This is a genomic window from Dokdonella sp. (genome assembly GCF_035511235.1).
In the GTDB taxonomy this organism is placed as follows: domain Bacteria; phylum Pseudomonadota; class Gammaproteobacteria; order Xanthomonadales; family Rhodanobacteraceae; genus Dokdonella.
Genome location: NZ_DATKFQ010000010.1, coordinates 22,474 through 43,439, shown reverse-complemented (window position 1 = coordinate 43,439; position 20,966 = coordinate 22,474). Strand labels below are relative to the sequence as shown.

Sequence of the window (20,966 nt, the reverse complement as noted above, 5' to 3'; positions counted from 1 at the left end):
CGTCACATGACCGAAAGCGTCCCCAGTCTGGCCGAGCTCGATCGCGCGCTGCGCGAGGCGCGCAGCGGCATCGGCGCCGGCGAGCTACACGGCTCGTTGACCGGCTATCTGTGCGCCGGCGGCAGCGCCGGCGCGCAGGCCTGGCTGCAGGCGCTGCAGCTGGACGATCCGGGCATGCTGCCGGCGCAGCTGGCCGGGCGGCTGTACGAGGACTGCCGGCGCCAGCTGGACGATCCGGACTTCGGCTTCCAGCCGCTGCTGCCCGACGACGACGCCTCGCTGGCCGAGCGCGCCGAGGCGCTGGTCGCCTGGTGCCGCGGCTTCCTCGGCGGTGCCGGCCTCGCCGGCCTCGACGCACGCGCGCTCAGCGACGACGCCGACGAGATCCTGCGCGACTTCGCCGGCATCGCCGCCTCGCAGCTGGACTACGCCGACGACGAGGAGGACGAGGCCGCGCTGGCCGAGGTCCAGGAGTTCGTCCGCATCGGCGTGCTGCTGTTGCAGCGCGAGCTGGCCGGCGCGCGCGCGCCGCGCGCCAAGCGCCTGCACTGAGGCGCGGCCGATGATCGACCCGCGCGAGTACCGCCGCCGCCGCCGGCAGCTGATGCGCATGGCCGGCCGCGACGCGATCGTGATCGTGCCGGCCGCGCCGGAGCGCGTGCGCAACAACGACGCGCACTATCCGTACCGGCAGGACAGCGACTTCCAGTATCTGACCGGATTCGGCGAGCCGGAGGCCGTGCTGGCGCTGATCCCGGGACGCGAGCAGGGCGAGGCGATCCTGTTCAACCGGCCGCGCGATCCGGACCGCGAGCGCTGGGACGGTCCGCGCGCCGGCCAGGAGGGCGCGGTGGCCGACTTCGGCATGGACGATGCGTTCCCGATCGAGGACATCGACGAGATCCTGCCCGGCATGATCGAGGGCCGCTCGCGCGTCTACTACCACTTCGGCCGCGACACCGACTTCGACCTCACGCTGATCGGCTGGGTCAACCGCGTCCGCGAGCGGATCCGCCAGGGCGCGCGGCCGCCGCACGAGTTCGTCGCGCTGTCGCATCTGCTGCACGACCTGCGCCTGTACAAGTCGCGCGACGAGCTGCGCGTGATGCGCCGCTCCGCGCGGATCGCCGCCGAAGCGCACGTGCGCGCGATGCGCACGGTGCGCCCCGGCATGAACGAGCACGAGATCGAGGCCGAGCTGCTGCACACGTTCCGCCGCCACGGCGCGGTGCCGAGCTACGAGCCGATCGTCGGCGGCGGCGACAACGCCTGCGTGCTGCACTACCGCGCCAACAACGCGCCGCTGCGCGACGGCGACCTGCTGCTGATCGACGCCGGTGCCGAATACGCCTGCTACGCCTCGGACATCACGCGCACGTTTCCGGTCAACGGCCGCTACTCGACCGAGCAGCGCGCGCTCTACGACATCGTGCTGGCCGCGCAGCGCGCCGCGATCGACCAGGTCCGCCCGGGCCGCTCGTTCATCGCCTACCACCAGGCCGCGGTGCGCGTGATCACCGAGGGCCTGATCGCGCTCGGCCTGCTCAAGGGCGATCTGGAGCGCAATCTGCGCGAGGAGACCTACCGCCGGTTCTACATGCACAAGACCGGGCACTGGCTCGGCCTGGACGTGCACGACGTCGGCGACTACCGCATCGACGGCGAGTACCGCGAGCTGGAGGGCGGCATGGTGGTCACGGTCGAGCCGGGGATCTACGTCGCGCCGGATGCCAAGGGCGTGCCGGCGCGCTGGCGCGGCATCGGCATCCGCATCGAGGACGACGTCGTGGTCACCCGCGGCGCGCCGGAGGTCATTACCGCGGACGTGCCGAGCGATCCGGACGCGATCGAAGCGCTGATGGCCGGCCGCTGAGGCCGTCGCGCCCGGCCGCCGCCGCGCGCGCGGTGCGCCCCACGGCCCCGGCAGCACCGGCGCGGCCGGGAGCAGGGCCGCGGAAACTGGCCTATAATCCGCGCCCCCTCTTCAAATCCGCCCGGCGGCCCGCTGCGGCGTCCCTTCCAGTTTCGCGGAGCAGTTCATGAGTATCGAGCAGCTTGAGAGCATTGCCCAGCAGATGGTCGCGCCGGGCAAGGGCATCATCGCCATCGACGAATCGAACAACACGATCAAGAAGCGCTTCGACAGCGTCGGGGTGCCGAACACCGAAGAGAACCGCCGCGCCTATCGCGAGATGCTGCTGACCGCGCCGGGCCTGTCCGAGCACATCTCCGGCGCGATCCTCTACGACGAGACGATCCGCCAGTCGACCAAGGCCGGCGTGCCGTTCACGAAGCTGATGCTCGACGCCGGCATCCTGCCCGGCATCAAGGTCGACAAGGGCCCGTTCCCGCTGGCCGGCTATCCGGGCGAGCTGGTCACCGAAGGCCTGGACGGCCTGCGCGACCGGCTCAACGAGTACGCCCGGCTCGGCGCCAAGTTCGCCAAGTGGCGCGCGGTCATCACGATCGCCGAGAGCACCCCGAGCGGCACCTGCATCGAGGCCAACTGCCACGCGCTGGCGCGCTATGCGGCGCTGTGCCAGGAAGCGGGCATCGTGCCGATGGTCGAGCCGGAAGTGCTGATGGACGGCAGCCACGACATCGACGAGTGCTACGAGGTCACCGAGGCCACGCTGCGCAGCCTGTTCGGCTCGCTGTACGAGCACAACGTCATGCTCGAGGGCACGATCCTCAAGGCCAGCATGGTCATCGCCGGCAAGGACTGCCCGGACCAGGCCGACGTCGACGAGGTCGCCGAGGCGACCGTGCGCTGCCTGCGCTCGAGCGTGCCGGCCTCGCTGCCGGGCATCGTCTTCCTGTCCGGCGGCCAGAGCGACGAGGCCGCTACGGCGCATCTCAATGCGATGAACCAGAGCGGCCCGCACCCGTGGCCGCTGTCCTTCAGCTACGGCCGCGCGATGCAGCAGGCCGCGCTGAAGCTGTGGGCGCAGGACATGGCGAAGAACTTCGCCGCCGCGCAGAAGACCGTCGCCCAGCGCGCCCGCGAGAACGGCCTGGCCGCGCTCGGCCAGTGGAAGAAGGCGTCCTGAGCGCGCTGCGCTCGGTCCGGTCCGCGCCAGCGGGCTAGTCGGACGGTTCGCGAACGGGCGCTGCGGCGCCCGTTTGCTTTTTCGCGGCGCCGGCCTCGATGCGCCGCTCGGCCGCGGCCATGCCGAGGTCGGCCAGCGTCTTGAGCACCACGAAGCCGATCAGCGCGACGCGGCCGCTCTGGCTGAAGCCGGCGGCGATCGCCAGGTGCATCGGCACCACGCGCAGATACGGCAGGAACATCAGGAAGCCGAGGTTCGGACGGCCGCGCGCGTCGCGCGCGAGCACGGCACGCTGCTCGGCCAGCTGGCCGATCGCGAACGCCGCGCCGCCGATCAGCACCCAGCGCCATTCGCCGGGCGGTACCGGCGCCAGGGTGAACAGGAACACCAGATAGCCGGCGTGGAAGAAGCCGTAGTGGAACGCGAAGAACCACGCGGTCGATCGCTTGCCCGCTTCGGTCTCCGGCACCGGCCGGCCGTTGGCCTTGAGCCCTTCGGTGCTGAAATCGCGCAGCGCCAGCATGCGCTGTACGTGCAGCGCGCCGATCACGACGCTCTGCAGCCAGAAAGGCCAGATCAGCATCGACACCGGCCAGTCCTGCCAGAGCGCCAGGACCAGCACCAGCAGGTTCGAGATCAGCAGACCCGCGTACTCGTGATCGCGGGGCGGGGCGGCGCTGGACATCGAAGCCTCCGGTTCGGCGCGGGCGTCGCGCAGGGTATACGATGCGGCCCTCTCCGTCCGTGAGGCAGATTTCATGGCGCAAGCGATCGGCAATCCGCGGCTGGCCGTCCTGATCGACGCCGACAACGCGCAGCCGGGCATCACCGAGGGTCTGCTCGCCGAGGTCGCCAAGTACGGCACCGCGCACGTCAAGCGCGCCTACGGCGACTGGACCGGCCCGCAGCTCAAGGGCTGGAAGGATGCGCTGCTGACGCATTCGATCCAGCCGATCCAGCAGTTCGGCTACACCAAGGGCAAGAACGCGACCGACTCGGCGCTGATCATCGATGCGATGGACCTGCTGTACTCGGGCCGTCTCGACGGCTTCTGCCTGGTCTCCAGCGACAGCGACTTCACGCGGCTGGCCGCGCGGATCCGCGAGTCGGGCCTGATCGTCTACGGCTTCGGCGAGAAGAAGACGCCCGAGCCGTTCGTCGCCGCCTGCGACAAGTTCATCTACAGCGAGATCCTGACCGGCAAGGAAGAGGACGGGGCGGCGATCGCGCCGCGCAGCGACCGCGAGCTCAAGCAGGACCAGCGGCTCGTGAACCTGCTGCGCAACGCGGCCGATGCCGCCTCGGACGATACCGGCTGGGCCAACCTGGGCGCGGTCGGCAGCACGATCGCCAAGCAGGCGCCGGAGTTCGATTCGCGCAACTACGGCTACCGCAAGCTGCGCGACCTGGTGCAGGCCACGCGTCTGTTCGAGATCGAGGAGCGCGCGATCGGCGGGGGGCTGGCCAAGGCGGTCTACGTGCGTGCGCAGCGTTCGCGGCGCTGAGCGGCGCCGTGGCGCGGCCGATCTTTACGTTGCATTGCATGAACGCGCAGCGGGCCTTCGCGAGGCCACGGCATAATGCCCGGCCACTCGCCCGCCGAGCTGCGTCGATGCGTGCCGGCCGTCACGTCGATCGGACCGGCCGCTGCCGTCGGCGCGCCGCTGGCGATCGTTTCCGCCTTCCGCCCGGTTCGATGACTCGATGTCCGACTTCCCGTCCTACCGCCATGCGCATGCCCCGCCACGGGATGCCGAGCGTGCCGGCGTCCGCCTGCCCGAGGCACGCCTGAGCGCGCGCCGCGTCCTGCTGCCCGTGCTGGCCGCCATCGCCGCGGTCGCGCTCGGCGGCTGCCGCCGCGGCGAGGAGGCCGCCGCCGCACCGCCGCCGCCGGTCACCGTGACCACCGCCGCGGTGCAGCCGCAGGCCTGGACCGACACGATCGAGGCGCTCGGCACCGCCAAGGCCAACGAGTCGGTCACGCTGACCGCCAAGATCACCGAGACCGTGCGCAAGGTCAATTTCAGCGACGGCCAGACCGTCGCCGCCGGCGACGTGCTGGTCGAGCTGACGTCCGGCCAGCAGGTCGCCGCGCTCGCCGAGGCGCAGGCGACCGCGCGCGACGCGACGCGCCAGTTCGAGCGCCAGCAGGATCTGGTGCGCCAGGGCACGGTCTCGCGCGCGGTCTTCGACACCGCCCAGGCCACGCGCGACTCCAATACCGCACGCGTCGAGGCGCTGCGCGCGCAGCTCGCCGACCGCGTCGTCACCGCGCCGTTCGCGGGCGTGCTCGGTCTGCGCCAGATCAGCCCCGGCGCGCTGGTCCGGCCCGGCGACGTGATCACGACGCTCGACGACATTTCGGTGGTCAAGGTCGACTTCTCGCTGCCGGAGGTCCATCTGGCCGCGATCGCGCCGGGCCAAACCGTGGTCGCGCGCAGCCCGGCATTTCCCGAGCGCAGTTTCGAGGGCCGTGTGCTCTCGCTCGATTCGCGCGTCGATCCGGTCACGCGCGCGTTCCAGGTGCGCGCGCAGATTCCGAATCCCGACGGCGCGCTGCGCGGCGGCATGCTGCTGACGGTCGGCGTGCTGCGCCCCGAGCGCGAGGCGCTGGCGGTGCCGGAGATCGCGCTGATCCAGGTCGGCACCGAAGCCTCGGTGTTCAAGGTCGGCGGCGATCAGCGCGTGGCCCAGGTCAAGGTGGTGCCCGGCGCGCGCCGCCGCGGCCTGGTCGAGATCCGCGAGGGGCTCGCCGCCGGCGACCGCATCGTCGTCGACGGGACGGTCAAGCTGCGCGACGGCGCCCGCATCGTCGAGGCCGTGCCGGCCGGCGCCGCGTCGGCCGCGTCGGCCGCGGCGGATCCGGGGCGCCGATGAGCGGCCGGTCGCGCGGTAGCGCCGGCAGGCCGAACGGCGAGGCGCCGCGATGAGCCTGTCGGACCTGTCGATTCGCCGGCCGGTCTTCGCGACCGTCATCAGCCTGTTGCTGGTCGTGCTCGGCGCGATGGCGTTCACGCGCCTGACCCTGCGCGAACTGCCGGCGATCGATCCGCCGATCGTCTCGGTCGACGTGATCTATCCGGGCGCTTCCGCGGCGGTGGTCGAGACCCGCGTGACGCAGATCCTCGAGGACGCGCTGGCCGGCATCGAGGGCGTCGACACGATCGACTCGCGCAGCCAGAACGGCCGCGCCAGCGTGACGATCGAGTTCACGCTGAGCCGCGACATCGAGGCCGCCGCCAACGACGTGCGCGACGCGGTCAGCCGGGTCCAGGACCGCATGCCCGAAGAGGCCGATCCGCCGCAGATCGCCAAGGTCGAGAGCGACGCGGAGGTGATCCTCTGGCTCAACATGCGCTCGGACCGCATGGACGCGCTGGCGCTGACCGACTACGCCGACCGCTACGTCGTCGACCGCCTGTCCGCGCTCGACGGCGTCGCGCGCGTGCAGATGGCCGGCGGCCAGCGCTACGCGATGCGGATCTGGCTCGACCGCGAGGCGCTGGCCGCGCGCGGCCTGGCGGTGTCGGACGTGGAAGCCGCGCTGCTGCGCGAGAACGTCGAGCTGCCGGCCGGCCGCATCGAGTCGGACACGCGCGACTTCACGCTGCGCGTGCAGCGCAGCTATCGCGCGCCCGAGGACTTCGCGCGGATGACGCTGGCCAAAGGCGAGGACGGCTATCTGGTCCGCCTCGGCGACGTGGCGACGGTCGAGCGCGCCTCGGAGGAGCGGCGCGCGTACCTGCGCAGCAACGGCCAGCCGAACCTCGGCCTCGGCATCGTCAAGACCTCCACCGCGAACAGCCTCGACGTCGCGCGCGCCGCGCGCGCCGAGGCCGCGCGCATCCAGGAGTCGCTGCCGCCCGGCACCGACATCTTCGCCGCGTTCGATTCGACGCTGTTCATCGAGGCCGCCGTCGAGCGCGTCTATGCCACGCTGCTCGAGGCCGGCGTGCTGGTCGTCGTCGTGATCTTCCTGTTCCTCGGCAGCCTGCGCTCGGCGGTGATCCCGGCGGTGACGGTGCCGGTGTGCCTGATCTCGGCGTTCATCGCGCTGTACGCGTTCGGCTTCACGATCAACCTGCTGACCTTGCTCGCCCTGGTGCTGTGCATCGGTCTGGTCGTCGACGATGCGATCGTCGTGCTCGAGAACATCCAGCGCCGCGCCGACCTCGGCGAGCCGCCGCTGGTCGCCGCGCGGCGCGGCACGCGCCAGGTCGCCTTCGCGGTGATCGCGACCACTGCGGTGCTGGTCGCGGTGTTCCTGCCGGTCGGCTTCATGGAGGGCAATACCGGCCGCCTGTTCCGCGAGCTGTCGGTCGCGCTGGCCGGTGCGGTCGCGCTGTCGGCTTTCGTCGCGCTGACGCTGACGCCGATGATGTCGTCCAAGCTGGTGCGTCCGCATCGCGAGCCGCGCGGCTTCAACGCGTTCGTCAATCGCCGCCTGGACCGGCTGACCCGGGCTTATCGCCGCCAGGTCGAGCGCACCAGCGGCCATCCGGTGCTGTTCGGCCTGGTCATGCTGGCCGCGTTCGGCGCCAGCGCGCTGCTGCTGCGCGTGGTACCGACCGAGCTGGCGCCGACCGAGGACCGCGGCGTGTTCATGGTGCAGATCACCGGTCCGGAAGGTGCCGGCTTCGACTACACGGTCGAGCAGGTGCATCAGGTCGAGCGCACGTTCCAGTCCCTGATCGCGGACGACGGGCCGATCGAGCGCGTCAATACGCGCGTGCCCGGCGGCTGGTCGGCCAGCGAGGAGATGCATTCGGGCCAGGCCACGGTGTTCCTGAAGCCGTGGAGCGAACGCACCGAGACCACCAGCCAGGTCGCCGACCGGCTGCGCCGCGACCTGACCGCGCTGCCGGGCGTGCGCGCGCTGCCGCAGGTGCGCACCGGCCTGGTGCGCAGCGGCGGCCAGCCGCTGCGCGTCGTGCTCGGCGGCCCCGACTACGCCGAGCTCGCCGAATGGCGCAACCGCATGCTGGCGCGCATGGAACAGAACCCCGCGCTGTTCGCGGTCGACTCGGACTACAAGGAGACGCGGCCGCAGCTGCGCGTGGAGATCGACCACGCCCGCGCCGCCGACCTCGGCGTCTCGGCGCAGGAGATCGGCCGCACGCTCGAGACGATGATGGGCTCGCGCCGCGTGACCACCTACGTGCAGGACGGCGAGGAGTACGAGGTCATGCTGCAGGCGCGCCGCGACGACCGCGCCGCGCCGGCCGACCTCGACAATCTCTACGTGCGCTCGCAGCGCAGCGGCGAGCTGATCCCGCTGGCCAACCTGGTGACCTTGAGCGAGCTGGCCGAGCCGGGCCAGTTCAACCGCTTCAACCGGCTGCGCGCGATCACGCTGTCGGCCGGCCTCGCGCCCGGCGCAACGCTCGGCGAGGCGCTGACCTGGATCGAGCAGGTCGCCGCCGAGGAGCTGCCGCCGACCGCACTGATCGACTACAAGGGCGACAGCCGCGAGTACAAGAAAGCCGGCGGCGCGGTGATCCTGACCTTCGCGCTGGCGCTGCTGATCGTCTACCTGGTGCTGGCCGCGCAGTTCGAGAGCTTCATCCATCCGCTGGTGATCATGCTGACCGTGCCGCTGGCGGTGCTCGGTGCGCTGATCGGCCTGTGGCTGACCGGCGGCACGCTGAACCTGTTCAGCCAGATCGGCATCGTCATGCTGATCGGCCTGGCCGCCAAGAACGGCATCCTGATCGTCGAGTTCGCAAACCAGCTGCGCGACGAGGGCCGCAGCGTCGCCGAGGCGATCGCCGAATCGGCCGCGGTGCGCCTGCGCCCGATCCTGATGACCTCGGTCGCGACGATCGCCGGCGCGGTGCCGCTGGTCGTCGCCGGCGGCCCCGGCTCGGCCAGCCGCTCGACGATCGGCATCGTCGTGATCTTCGGCGTCGCGTTCTCGACCGTGCTGTCGCTGTACGTGGTGCCCTCGTTCTATGCGCTGCTGGCGCCGTTCACGCGCTCGCCCGAGGCGCTGTCGCGCACGCTCGAGCGGCTCGAGCGCGAGACGCCGGACGTCGGCGGCGCGGCATGAGCAGCGCGGACGAGGCGATCGCCGGTCCGGGCTTCGTGTTGCGGCCGTGGCGGCGCGACGATGCCGGGTCGCTGCGGCGGCATGCCGACGACGCGGAGGTCTCGCGCTTCCTGTCCGACCGTTTCCCGTATCCGTACACGGCCGCCGATGCCGAGGCCTTCCTCGACGGTCTCGCGCAGACCGGCACGGCCTGGGCGATCGCGATCGACGCGGGTGCGGCCGCTGGCGAGGCGATCGGCGGCATCGGCGTGGAGCCCGGCCGCGACGTGCATCGCCTGACCGGCCAGATCGGCTACTGGCTCGGCCGCGCGTACTGGGGCCGCGGCCTGATGAGCGCGGCGCTGCCGTTGTGGTGCGCGCATCTGTTCGCGCGGTATCCGTTCGAGCGGCTGCAGGCGATCGTCTACGCCGGCAACCCGGCCTCGGCGAAGGTGCTCGAGCGCAGCGGCTTCGTGCTCGAGGGCATCCAGCGTCGCGCCGCGATCAAGCGCGGTGAGATACTGGACGTCCTGCTCTATGCCCGCCTGCGCTCGGCGCAGGACGGCGCCGCCGACCGAAGGTAAGCCCGATGTCCGACCACCGCCCGCGCCGTCCCGGTCCGCCCGCCGATTCGCCGTGGCGCAATGCGCGGCGGCCGCCCGATACGCGTATCGCCGAGGAGCCCTCGGCCACGCGGCCGCCAGCCGAGCAGCGCCTGTACGGCCTCAACGCCTGCCTGGCCGCGTTCGCGCGGCGACCGGACGATCTGCGCAAGGTCTATCTGCTCGAATCGCGCATCCCGGCACTGAAGCCGGTGCTGGCCTGGTGCGTGCAGCACCGGCTCGGCTATCGCGTCGTCGCCGCCGAGGACCTCGACAAGCTGACCGGCTCGCGCCATCACGAGGGCGTGTGCTTCGATCTGCGCCGGCGCGCGCCGCTGTCGCTCGACGCTTTGCTCGCGCAGCAGCCGGCGGCCGGCGCCTCGCTGCTGATCTGGCTCGACGGCGTCGGCAATCCGCACAACCTCGGCGCGGTGCTGCGCAGCGCCGCCCACTTCGGTGCCGGCGGCGTGATCGTGCCGGCCGCCTCCGCGTTGGACCTGTCCGGCGCCGCCGCACGCGTCGCCGAAGGCGGCGCCGAGGCCGTGCCGCTGGCGCGCATCGACGCTGCGCGCAGCGCGTTCACGACGCTGCGCCGCGCCGGCTACGCGATCGGCGCGACCGTGCCGCGCGACGGCACGGCGCTGTACGAGGCCAAGCTGCCGCAGCGGCTGCTGCTGGTGTTCGGCGCCGAAGGCGAGGGCATGGATCGCGCGCTGGTCGACGCGGCCGACCTGCGCCTGACGATCCCCGGCAGCGGCGCGGTCGAGAGCCTCAACATCGCCGCCAGCGCGGCGGTGGCGTTCGCCGAGTGGTGGCGGCAGGTGCGCGCGAACCGCTGAGGTCGGCCGGCATCTACCTGACCGGTCGGCTGCGCGCGCGCGTGAACGCCTTGCCGCCGGAGGAAACGGACGCATCCGGCGTCACCATGAAAAGGCACTCGATGTAGGGGCGTACCTCGTCCCAGTCTGCCCTCGCATCGTGCAGATCGAACAGGTGTCGCGTGGCCTCCACCGCGAGAGGCCAGTCTTCTTCGATCACGCCGCCGATCAGGGCCTCCCGGCTGTCTTCATGGTCATGTAAGGCACCGTCCTGTTCGGCGTAGCTGTGAAACTCGACGATGCGAGGCACGCTGCGAAACGAAGTGCTTGCGCACGTCCCTTGGGGACGTCGTGGCTCCCGGGTCGTGTGGCCGGCAGCGAACGAATCCTGGACCGTGTGCAGGATCGATCCGAATGCGATCTGGTGAAGGCGCGATATCAGCCCCGAACCCGCATCCTGCCTGCCGAGTATGTAGAGATCGGCCACCGTCCACTCCGAGCAGCCGAAGTGCGTCTTCAATGTCGGATTGTCGATGTCCTTGAGTTTTTGCTGCGGCGTGATCTCGCGCGAGGCCACCTTCCAGGCGAACTCGATCCAATCGATGACGTCGTCGCGCGTCTCGGTGGCCGGCTGGCCCGACGTGTAGGCCATCGAGTGAAGAAACTGCAGATCCCCGAAGTGCGAGCGCGTCATGAGATTGCCACGCGCCGCGCCGTGCGACGACTGCGCCAGGCAGCCGCGGATCGGTGTATGGACCGTCTTCTTTTCGGCATCCTTGAACAGACACAGCCAGCAGTCCGGTTGCGTCGAGAACCGAATCGTCTGTTCCGTTCGGCATCGTTTGCCAAGATAGGAGCAGTTGCCTTCCTCCGGAAGCAGGCGGAACGGCGGCACGTCGTTCCAGCGCACGCCATAGATCACGAACGCGTCGGCGAAGGCCCCGTCTTTTCGGCCGCAGAATTCGTCCTTCGCGAGATTGGCCGGCGATACCGGACACCCATATGCGAGCTGAGTGATTTCCTCGTGCACCGGACTCTTGAGCAGAACGCCCAGCCTGAATCCGGTGCGGAGCAAGGTACTGTCGGGCTCGTTGGTCAGGCGGGACTCGATCGAAGAAACCGATGCGGCGATCTGGAAACCAAACGCTGGAGACGCGATGAAGCACCAGAGCGCCATCAGCGTGACGCTCGTCGATCGACCCCGCTTCCTGAAACGGGGTGTGATGGGGTTTCTCGCCAAGCGAGCGTTTTGATCTTGCGACACTTGGGCACTCCATGGCATGCGGACTGAGGTCCGGTTCCGAATTCAGACTCTAGCGCTGCGCGGTGCCCGTTCCATCGTGCGATGCGACATGAGCACGGGACATCATCATGTGAACGATCCTTTCCGTCTCATCACCGCGATGAGGACGCCGATACGAACGACACGTCTCTTCGTCGGCGACACGACCGGAGGGATATCGCACGGCGAGGTAGGGCAGCAGTGCGAGCAGTAGGCGGGATCGGAGTCGAGCGCGGGCGACGAGGGGCCTTCGCTAGGATCTGCACCGGGCTACGACGGCTTAGTCGCCGTCGTAGCCCCAGCGCCAGATCGCATCGACGGCTTCCGGCTCGCGCACCAGCACGCCGCGTGGACCGCCGTGCACGGTCAAGTGGTTGCGGCCACGGTGACAGCGGGTCGAGAGTTCCGACACGCGATCGCCGCGCAGCGGCAGCTCCTCGTACTCCCAGGTCAGACCCAGGTCGCGGCTGCGCGCGAAGCTGCTGCCTGACGTGGTCGCGTACACGGTTCGCGAGTCACACGGGTCGAAGCGCAATCTGACGTCACTCGTCCAGGACAGGAACAAACGATCGCGCTCGTGCCAGGTCTGGCCGCCGTCGCTCGACATGCGGGTCGCGTACGACAGGCTGGCCCCTGTTTCGTTCGACAGCGCGAGGATCACGTTGTCGGCATGCGGATTGACCGCCAGTGCCATCGTCAGCGTGCGCTCGTCGACTCGCTCGAACGGTGCGCCGTGACGGTCGGCCCTCAGCAGACGCAGCCATGGATTCGTGTTTGGCCAGGGTTGCTGAAGCGCATAGACGCGCCGCCCATTCGGCGAAGCTTCGATTTGCGAAACGTTCGACTCACCCAGGCGCCAGGTAAGACCGGCGTCGTCGGACCAATACAGACCGCCGCCGCGCGTACGTGCGGTGAGCAAGGAGATATCACCGGCATCGACGATCAGCCTGTCGATCGAGCCGTCATCGCTCGGCAAGCCGGTCGAGGAGATCCGATTCCAGTGCAGGCCACCGTCGTCGCTGCGGTAGAGGCCCTCTCGGGTCGCCGCGAACGCGACCATAGCCATCGAAGGCGCGTAGGCAAGCGCGAGTACCGGTGCGCCGGACAGGCCGGTCGCCGGGCTGCTCCATTGCGTGCCGCCGCCGGTGCCGAGCAAGACCTCGCCCAGTTCGGTGCCGGCCAGAAATCGTGTGGGATCGCGTGGGTCGAGCGCGACCGCATTGACGATGGCCTGCGGTATGCCGCGCGTTCGCGTTTCCCAGTGGCGACCGGCATCGTCCGAAAGAGCGAATCCGCGCAGGCTCGTGCCGTAGAGGCGGCCCGGCAGGTGAGAATCCGCGGCCAGCGTGCGCAAGGTGTCGGTGCTGTGCGGGGCATCCCAACTACGTCCGAAATCACGGCTCTCGCGCAACTGATAGGTGATCGCTCCGTCGTACTCCCAGGTCTGCAGCCACAGTCGCCCCGGCGTGGTCGGATCGGCGATCGGCCAGCCGCCGTTCGGCAGGTCGAGCACCTGCTGGTAGGTACCTGTCGGAATCTCGTAGCGCACGACCTGGTAGCTCTCGATGTTCTGAAAACCCAGGATCAGGCCGTCATTCGAGCCGTCGGGCAGCAGCCAGTCCTGGCCGTACGGATGGTGACTGAGCACGCGCCAAACGCCGACGCCGGAAGGCGATGTCAGCAGTTGACCGTCGACGATCGCATAGTAGGTGCGGTGACGGGCATCGACCGCGAACGTGTCGACCCGGCCTTGGCCGCTGGTGCCGAAACCCAGCCGTCGCCAACTGAAACCGCCGTCGGTCGAATGCCGCAGCAGACGCTCCCCGGACCGGAATGTGACGAGGCTGTCGCCATTGCTCGCATCGTCGAACACGACTGGCTTGAAGTCCGGAGGACAGCCCGGATCCATACGTGTCCACGACGTGCCGCCATCACCGCTGCGCCAGTGGGCCGAGTCGCCGTAGACCCACAGCACGTTCGGGTCGGTCGGACTGATGTCCACGCGCCGTACGTGATAGGCGCGCGGCATACCCGCGCTGCTCCACGTCCACTGCCGGCCTTCGTCGAACGACCGGTACACACCGCTCTGCGTGGCGGCGTAGAGCGTCGTCGCCGATGCCGCAACATGTTCGACTGGTCCGCCGTCCGGACCGGCCGATCTCCAGACGGAGGCTGCCATCGGCTCGGCGGTTACGAACATCGCTGCCGACAGCGCGACAGCCGCCGACAAGACGCGGCATCTCGGGGCGCCTGATGCGCGAATGGTGGTCCATAGGTAGCGCTTCATGTTCCCTTCGCAGTCGTCGGCTCGGTCGCGGGGATAGCGTCACGCGAACCCGCATTCGATTGATCAGTTCTTCTCGTCTTTCGAAAACGCCCCCGGCGCCGAACCGAAATCGCCGTCGGCCTCGGCGGCCAGGTACAGCGCGACCGCGTAGACCGCCACGTTCTGGCGCAGCGGGTCGAGGTCGACCTTGTCGAGCGTGTCGTTGGCGGTGTGGTGCCACTCGAAATAGCGCGAGGTGTCCTGGTGCAGCGACAGGCCGGCCATGCCGACCGCATGCACGGCCGACAGGTCCGAGCCGCCACTGCCGGGCGCGGCGGCGTCGTAGGTGACGCCGAGCGGCGCCAGCGCCGCGGCGATGCGGTCGATCGCGCCTCGCGCCTCGGGCTTGACGGTCGCGGTCAGCTTGACGATGCGGTCGGCGCCGGCGTCGGACTCGGCGCCGATCACGGCCTTGGCGATCTCGGCGCGATGGCGCTCGGCATAGGCCTTGCCGCCGAACAGGCCGGCCTCCTCGTTCGCGAACGCGACCACGCGGATCGCGCGCCGCGGCCGCTGCGGCAGCTGCGCGATCAGCTTCGCCGCGGCGGTGGTGATCGCGATGCCGGAGGCGTCGTCGATCGCGCCGGTGCCGAGGTCCCAGGAATCCAGATGCCCGCCGGTCAGCACGTACTCGCCGCCGTCGTCGCGGCCGCTGATCTCGCCGATCACGTTGGCGCCGGTGTATTCGCCCTCGATGCCGCAGTCGAGGGCGAGCCGCAGCGATACCGGCTGGCCGCGGCCGAGCAGACGGTCGAGGAGGTCGGCGTCGGGATTGGACAGCGCCGCGGCCGGGATCGGCGCGACGCCTTCGGCGAAGCTGGTGACGCCGGTGTGCGGCGTGCGGTTGTGGTCCGAGCCGACCGAGCGCAGCACGAACGCGGCGGCACCCTTCTGGGCGGCCAGCGACGGACCGCGCGAGCGCACGCGCGAGCCCTTGCCGTAGTCGACGCCGTCGACGCGCGCGGCCATGCGCGGATTGGCGATGTAGACGATCTTGCCGCGCACGGCCGCGTCGGGCGCCGCCTGCAATGCGTCGAGCGACGCGAACGGCACGATCTCGGCGGTCAGGCCGCCCTTCGGCGTCGCCGCCGAATTGCCCAGCGCGGTCAGCGCCAGCGTCTGCCGGACCGGCGCGACGATCGCGCCGCTCTCGCTGCGGCGCACCCACTTCGGATAGGTCACCGGCTCGGTCCAGACCCGGTCGAAGCCGAGCGCGCGGAAGCGCGCCTCCATCCATTCGCGTGCCTTGAGGTCGTTGTCGCTGCCGGCCAGGCGCGGGCCGACCGTCGTGGTCAGATCCTCGGTCAGCGACCAGGCCAGATCGTCCTTGAGTCCCTGCGCGCGCAAGGTCTCGGCGCTGGCCAGGGCGCGATCGGAGATCGTCGTCGCGGCCGGGCCGGCCGCGAACGCGGCAGCGGCGGCCAGCAGCGTGAACAGGCCGGCGAACGGCGGTGCAAGGCGCATGGCAAGTCCTTCGGGGCAAAACCGGGACGATAGCAAAGCCGCCGATGTCTTGGTTCGCCGCGCTTTTGCGTAACGGATGCGGACCAGGACGAATCGGGATTCCATCATGCGCATTGCATCACTGATCGGGCTGAGCCTCGGCCTGGCCGCCGTGGCGGCGGCCGCGGCACCGGGCAGCTGGACCGGCAGCGGGCCGTTCGGCGGGCAGATCCACGCCGTGGCCGCCGATCCGGCCATGCCGGACCGGCTCTACGCCGCGACGCGGAACGGCTTCTTCCGCAGCCTCGACGCCGGCCTCAGCTGGCAGGCCGCCGAGACCGGCCTGCCGGTGCCGCGGCCGTGGAACGGCGTCTTCGCGACCGATCCGGACGCCGGCGGCACGCTCTGGCTGATCGACGCGCAGGGCCGTCTGCACCACAGCAGCGACGGCGCGTCGAGCTGGACCGAGACCGGCTACCGCAACGACTTCTTCCCGAGCGCCGGCCGTGCGCGGCTGGCGGTCGCCCGCGCCGGCAGCGCGCGCGTGCTGTGGCTGGCGACGCGCGGCGGCGGCCTGTCGCGCAGCGACGACGACGGCGCCACGTTCACGGCGGTCGCCGCGTTCGCCGGCATCGAGGCCGAGTACGTCTGGGCGGCGCCGGCGCCCTCGACCCTGCTGCTGGCCGGCACGCCCGAGACCGACTGCAGCGGCGCGACGCGCCCGCTGCGGCGCAGCGTCGACGGCGGCGCGACCTGGACCGCGATTCCGGTCGCCGGCACCTGCCAGCAGAGCCTGCTGGCGGCGGCGCGTTCGGCGGCCGACCCGAACCGCCTCTACGCGCTGATCGGTCCGTACTACCAGCAGGTAGGGACTCTCCATGTCAGCGTCGACGGCGGCGCGAGCTGGACCGCGACCGCGCACCAGGGGGCCACGCTGGCGGTGCCGCGTCCCGGCGGCGCCGAGCGGCTCTGGCTCGACGCGCAGCTCTCGACCGACGGCGGCGCCACGTTCGCGCCGCGCGCGGCCGGCGTCACCACCAACGGCGAGCACGTACCGCAGCCGACCGGCCTGGCCGTGCATCCGAACTATCCGGCGGTGCCGACGCTGTGGCTGGCGACCGAGGCCGGCGGCCTCTACGCGAGCAGCAACGACGGGCTCAGCTGGGGCTCGTCGAACGCGGGCCTGGCCGCGACCAACATCCGCGCGCTGGCCGTGCATCCGCTCGACGGCGCGCGTGTCTACGCCGGCTACGGCGATGCGGCGACCTCGCCGTCGCCGGCGCTGTACCGCCACCTCGGCAGCGGCTGGGCCGCCGCCAACATCGGCCTGGATGCCTACCAGGTACGCGGCATCACGCTCGACCCGACCACGGCGGCCGCGCCGTCGCCGACGCTGTACGCGGTCGGCAGCGGCGCCGATCCCGCGACCGGCCTGCGCGACGGCGGCCTCTACAAGAGCCTGGACGGCGGCGCGACCTGGAGCACGATCGACGGCGGGCTGCCGAGCAACGCGCTCGGCCGCGCGATCGGCATCGTGCGCACCCTGGTCGCCGATCCGCGATCGTGCGTCGCGCCGCCGGTCTCCGGCCCGTGCACGAGCGGCCCGCTGCGCACGCTGTACGCGACCGCGACCGGCACGCGCGGCGTCGGCGGGGTGCGCGCCTGGCGCGTGCTCAAGAGCACCGATGCCGGCGCGAGCTGGGCCAGCAGCGACACCGGCCTGCCGCACGACGTCCCGGAGCCGGACAGCAGCTACAGCACGATCAGCGGCGCGGTGCCGCTGGTGATCGATCCGGCCAACCCCGCCACGCTCTACGTCGGCACGTTCGCGCAGAACACCCGCTACGATCCGGTCAGCGGCAGCTACGACGCGCCGCAGATCGCCAGCGGCGTGTTCCGCAGCACCGACGGCGGCGCCAGCTGGGTGCACCGCAGCCAGGGCCTGCCGCGCTATCCGGGCTCGGCCGATGCCGCGCTCGACGTGCTCGCGCTGGCGATCGACCCGAACCAGCCGCAGACGCTGTGGGCCAGCACGATCGACACCAACAACTGGACCGGCCCGGGCAGCCTCTACAAGACCGTCGACGGCGGCGCCAACTGGACGCTCGCCAATGCCGGCATCACCGCGCCGGACACGCGCGCGCTGCTGGTCGACGCGGCGACGCCGGGCACGCTGTACGCAGCCAGCGGCGGCCTGGACGCCGCCAATCCGGGCGGCGTGTTCAAGAGCGTCGACGGCGGTGCGAGCTGGCGCTCGATCAGCCTCGGTCTGCCGGCCTCCTCGGCGACCGCGCTGGCGCTCGATCCGGCCGATCCGGCGATCCTGCACGCCGGCACCGGCGGCGGCGTGTTCACGCTCGAGCAGCTGCCGGACGCCGACGGCGACGGCATTCCCGACGCGGTCGAGGATGCCGGTCCGAACGGCGGCGACAGCGACGGCGACGGCATGCGCGACGCGCTGCAGGCGACCGTCGCCGCGAGCGCGCCGGGTGCGTCCGCGGCATCCTGGCGGCCGGAAGGCGCGGTGGCGGTGCCGGGACCGCTCGGTGCCGACGCCGGCTGGTTCACCGTCAAGCTGATCGACGGCGATTGCCCGCAGCTGGTCGACGTTGCGCCGGTCGATGGCGCCGCGCTGCCGGCCGATGCCGGTCATGCGCATCCGCACGGTCTGCTGCGCTTCGAGGCGCCACGCTGCCCGGGCGCGACGGTCGAGGTGACCTATCACGGCGCCGCATTCGGCAGCGGCTGGTCGTGGCGGTTGTACGGGCCGTCGACGCCCGGCGATGCGGCGACGATCGGCTGGCACGATGCCGGCGCGGTCGTGATCGCGCAGAGCGCCAACCGCTGGCGACTCGCATTCGCGGCCGGCGGCTTCGGCAGCTATCGCCCGGCCAGCACCGGCTCGATCCTGTTCATCGGCGGCCCGGCGCGCCAGGAAGCGATCTTCGCCGACGGCTTCGACTGACGGCGCGCCGCGTCACGCTTCGGGAGGAGGGGGCGGGACGTGCGCCTGGCGCGCGTCCCGCCGCTTTTCACGAGCATCGGTCGGCTCGGAAGAAATGCGAGTGCTGGCGCGGCGAGCGCCGTGGCTTTTAGAGCGTCGGTTTGCCGATCGGCTGGCCGGCCTTGAGCAGATCGCGGATCTCGGTCAGCAGTACGACGTCGGCCGGCGGCGCCGCCGGCGCGGCCTCTTCCTTGCGGTTGAGGCGGTTGATCGCCTTGATGACCAGGAAGATCGCGAACGCGATGATGATGAACTGGATCAGCGTATTGAAGAACGCGCCGTACTGGACCGCGACCTCGCCCTTGCCGTCGGCGCCGGCCTGGACCAGCACCAGCTTGTAGGCCGAGAAGTCGACGCCGCCGATCAGATAGCCGATCGGCGGCATGATGACCTGATCGACCAGGGACGAGACGATCTTGCCGAACGCGCCGCCGATGACGACGCCGACGGCGAGGTCGATCACGTTGCCGCGCATCGCGAACGTCTTGAATTCACTGAAGAAGCTCATGGCATCCCTCTCGGTCGGTGAATGGGGCCGCGCTCGGCGGCGGCGGCCGCTACTCTAACGCCGTCACGGCGATGCGGACACCCGTGCGCCGCGGGCGTCGTGGTGCCGCTCGCGGCCGCTGCGTGATTGTGTAGCCGCGGCCGGATCGGCTACCGTGCCGGACGATGTCGATCCGATGCCGCCACGGTCTGCCCGCTCGCCTGCGCCTGCTCGCGCTGATCTGGCTGGTGCTGTGCGTGGCCGCGCAGCCGCTGCTGGCGCGGCTGGCCGACATCCATCACGCCGTGCACGACGTGGCCGCGAGTCAGGTCGGCCACGGCCACGATCACGCCGCGTTCGACGCGCCGCTGCCGGCCGTCGCCGATGAGCCGGAGCTGCCGTCGATCCTGCACGACGTGCTGCATCTGGCGCACTGCTGCGGCCAGGCCAGCGTGCCGAGTGCCGCCGTGATCGCCCTGCCGGCCGCGATGCCGGCTGCCGCTGCGCCGTCGCGTGCGCCCGAGACGCTGCGCCGCGACGCCGGCCGCGGCGTCCCGTACCGACCTCCGATCCTCGTCTAGAGCCGCCTGCCGGCGCATGCCGGTGTTCCTGCGTTCTCTTTCGACGGAGTGTTCCCATGTCTGTGCGAATCGCGGCGCTGGCCGCGTGTATGGTGGTCGCGTGCGCGGCCGCGTCTGACCCTGTCCGCTGCGCCGAGCGGCTCAGCCTCGACGATGCGTTCGCGCGCGTCGCCGCACTGCATCCGGATCTGCGCCTGTTCGGCGCGCTGCAGACGCAGCGCGAGGCCGAGCGCGATCAGGCCGTGCTGGCGCCGGCGCTGACCGCCGGCGCGACGCTCGAGAACGCGCTCGGCAGCGGCGAGAACCGCGGCCTGTCCGGCGCGGAGCTGACGCTGACGCTGGCCTCGGTGTTCGAACGCGGCGGCAAGCTCGACGCGCGCCGCGTGCTCGCGCAGAGCCGCATCGACGCGCTTGCGGTCGAGCGCGAAGGCCGCCGCCTCGACCTGCTCGCCGAGGTCGCGCGGCGCTATCTGGCCGCGGCCGGTGCGCAGGGCGAGGCTGCGATCGCGCAGACCGATATCGCCCAGCGCACGCAGGCGCTGGCCGCCGCCGAGCGGCGCCTGCGCGCCGGTGCCTCGCCGGAGTCGGCCGTGCTGGCCGCGCGCGCGGCGCTGGCGCAGGCCGAGCTCGGCGCGGCGCGCGCCGAGCAGCACGGCTTGGCCGCGCGGCAGGCACTGGCCGCGCTGTGGGGCGAGCGCACGCCGCGCTTCGAGCTGGCGGCCGGCGATCCGCTGGTGCTGCCGCCGATCGCCGGCTTCGACCAACTGGCCGATCTGATCGAGCGCACGCCCGAGATCGCGCGCTTCGCCGACGAGCGGCGCATCGGCGAGGCGCGGCTGCGTCTGGCGCGCAGCGAAGAGCGGCCCGACGCGAGCTGGCAGATCGGCGTGCGCCGGCTGCAGGCCGACGGCGACGTGGCCCTGGTCGGCGGCGTGTCGATCCCGCTCGGTGCGCCGCGCCGTGCTGCACCGGGCATCCGCGCGGCCGAGGCCGAGCTCGGCGCGCTGGAGATCGAGCGCGAGGCGCGCGCGCTCTCGCTGTACGCGACGCTGGCCGACGCGCACGGCCGCTACCGGGTCGCGCAGCTGGAGGTCGAGCGGCTGCAGCGCGACGTGGTCCCGCTGCTGGTGCGCAGCGTCGCTGCGGCCGAGCGCGCCTATGCCGGTGGCGCCGCGAGCTATCTGGAGCTGGCGCAGATCCAGTCCGAACACACCCGCGCGCTCGTGCAGCGCCTGCAGGCCGCACTCGCCGCCCAGCAGGCGCTGATCGAGATCCAGCGCCTGACCGGGCAGTCCGTGCTCGCCGCGTCCACCGTTGCAGGAGTCACGCCATGAAGCCGCTACTT

The 20,966-nt window shown here is 71.3% G+C and carries 16 protein-coding genes; 11 read left to right on the top strand and 5 right to left on the bottom strand.

Going from position 1 to position 20,966, the window contains the following annotated elements:
• The first annotated feature begins 6 nt into the window (after nt 1-6).
• From VMR06_RS05875 to VMR06_RS05865, 3 genes are all read left to right on the top strand, one after another.
• A complete protein-coding gene (locus VMR06_RS05875) occupies nt 7-552 on the top strand; it encodes a UPF0149 family protein (RefSeq protein ID WP_325374013.1) in 546 nt (181 codons plus the stop codon).
• Between the two features lie 10 nt (nt 553-562).
• On the top strand, nt 563-1,873 hold the full coding sequence (gene pepP, locus VMR06_RS05870) for a Xaa-Pro aminopeptidase (protein WP_325374011.1): 1,311 nt from the start codon (nt 563-565) through the stop codon (nt 1,871-1,873).
• 166 nt (nt 1,874-2,039) lie between these two features.
• Nucleotides 2,040-3,050, top strand: coding sequence for a class I fructose-bisphosphate aldolase (locus VMR06_RS05865; protein ID WP_325374010.1), 1,011 nt, complete (start codon nt 2,040-2,042; stop codon nt 3,048-3,050).
• 34 nt (nt 3,051-3,084) lie between these two features.
• On the opposite strand, the gene VMR06_RS05860 is transcribed toward VMR06_RS05865, so the two are convergent.
• Complete coding sequence (locus VMR06_RS05860; protein WP_325374008.1) at nt 3,085-3,735, bottom strand: DUF6498-containing protein; 651 nt, start codon at nt 3,733-3,735, stop codon at nt 3,085-3,087.
• Between the two features lie 73 nt (nt 3,736-3,808).
• Between VMR06_RS05860 and VMR06_RS05855 the strand changes: the two genes are divergently transcribed.
• The 5 genes from VMR06_RS05855 to VMR06_RS05835 all read left to right on the top strand — a co-directional run bounded on the left by VMR06_RS05855 (nt 3,809) and on the right by VMR06_RS05835 (nt 10,519).
• On the top strand, nt 3,809-4,555 hold the full coding sequence (locus VMR06_RS05855) for an NYN domain-containing protein (RefSeq protein WP_325374003.1): 747 nt from the start codon (nt 3,809-3,811) through the stop codon (nt 4,553-4,555).
• Between the two features lie 199 nt (nt 4,556-4,754).
• Nucleotides 4,755-5,927: an efflux RND transporter periplasmic adaptor subunit gene (locus VMR06_RS05850; protein WP_325374000.1), complete on the top strand. Its 1,173-nt coding sequence runs from the start codon at nt 4,755-4,757 to the stop codon at nt 5,925-5,927.
• Nucleotides 5,928-5,976: 49 nt separating this feature from the next.
• Nucleotides 5,977-9,099, top strand: coding sequence for an efflux RND transporter permease subunit (locus VMR06_RS05845; RefSeq protein WP_325373998.1), 3,123 nt, complete (start codon nt 5,977-5,979; stop codon nt 9,097-9,099).
• Nucleotides 9,096-9,662: a GNAT family protein gene (locus VMR06_RS05840; protein ID WP_325373996.1), complete on the top strand. Its 567-nt coding sequence runs from the start codon at nt 9,096-9,098 to the stop codon at nt 9,660-9,662. Before VMR06_RS05845 ends, VMR06_RS05840 begins: the two co-directional genes overlap by 4 nt.
• A gap of 5 nt (nt 9,663-9,667) precedes the next feature.
• Nucleotides 9,668-10,519: a TrmH family RNA methyltransferase gene (locus tag VMR06_RS05835; RefSeq protein WP_325373994.1), complete on the top strand. Its 852-nt coding sequence runs from the start codon at nt 9,668-9,670 to the stop codon at nt 10,517-10,519.
• 13 nt (nt 10,520-10,532) lie between these two features.
• On the opposite strand, the gene VMR06_RS05830 is transcribed toward VMR06_RS05835, so the two are convergent.
• The 3 genes from VMR06_RS05830 to VMR06_RS05820 form a co-directional block, all read right to left on the bottom strand.
• A complete protein-coding gene (locus VMR06_RS05830) occupies nt 10,533-11,675 on the bottom strand; it encodes a hypothetical protein (RefSeq protein ID WP_325373992.1) in 1,143 nt (380 codons plus the stop codon).
• Between the two features lie 385 nt (nt 11,676-12,060).
• Nucleotides 12,061-14,067, bottom strand: coding sequence for a hypothetical protein (locus VMR06_RS05825; RefSeq protein WP_325373991.1), 2,007 nt, complete (start codon nt 14,065-14,067; stop codon nt 12,061-12,063).
• Nucleotides 14,068-14,130: 63 nt separating this feature from the next.
• Complete coding sequence (locus VMR06_RS05820) at nt 14,131-15,570, bottom strand: M20/M25/M40 family metallo-hydrolase (RefSeq protein ID WP_325373989.1); 1,440 nt, start codon at nt 15,568-15,570, stop codon at nt 14,131-14,133.
• Between the two features lie 106 nt (nt 15,571-15,676).
• On the opposite strand from VMR06_RS05820, the gene VMR06_RS05815 reads away from it, so the two are divergent.
• On the top strand, nt 15,677-18,514 hold the full coding sequence (locus VMR06_RS05815) for a sialidase family protein (RefSeq protein ID WP_325373987.1): 2,838 nt from the start codon (nt 15,677-15,679) through the stop codon (nt 18,512-18,514).
• Nucleotides 18,515-18,641: 127 nt separating this feature from the next.
• On the opposite strand, the gene mscL is transcribed toward VMR06_RS05815, so the two are convergent.
• Nucleotides 18,642-19,061, bottom strand: a complete 420-nt coding sequence (mscL, locus tag VMR06_RS05810; RefSeq protein ID WP_325373985.1) for a large-conductance mechanosensitive channel protein MscL — start codon at nt 19,059-19,061, stop codon at nt 18,642-18,644.
• Nucleotides 19,062-19,225: 164 nt separating this feature from the next.
• Here mscL and VMR06_RS05805 point away from each other — a divergent pair, with 164 nt between their 5' ends.
• Both VMR06_RS05805 and VMR06_RS05800 read left to right on the top strand, forming a co-directional pair.
• Entirely contained in the window at nt 19,226-19,621 is a 396-nt protein-coding gene (locus tag VMR06_RS05805) for a hypothetical protein (RefSeq protein ID WP_325373983.1), read from the top strand.
• A gap of 56 nt (nt 19,622-19,677) precedes the next feature.
• Nucleotides 19,678-20,955 (top strand): TolC family protein, encoded by a 1,278-nt coding sequence (locus tag VMR06_RS05800; protein WP_325373981.1) that lies wholly within the window; start codon nt 19,678-19,680, stop codon nt 20,953-20,955.
• Nucleotides 20,956-20,966: the final 11 nt, after the last annotated feature.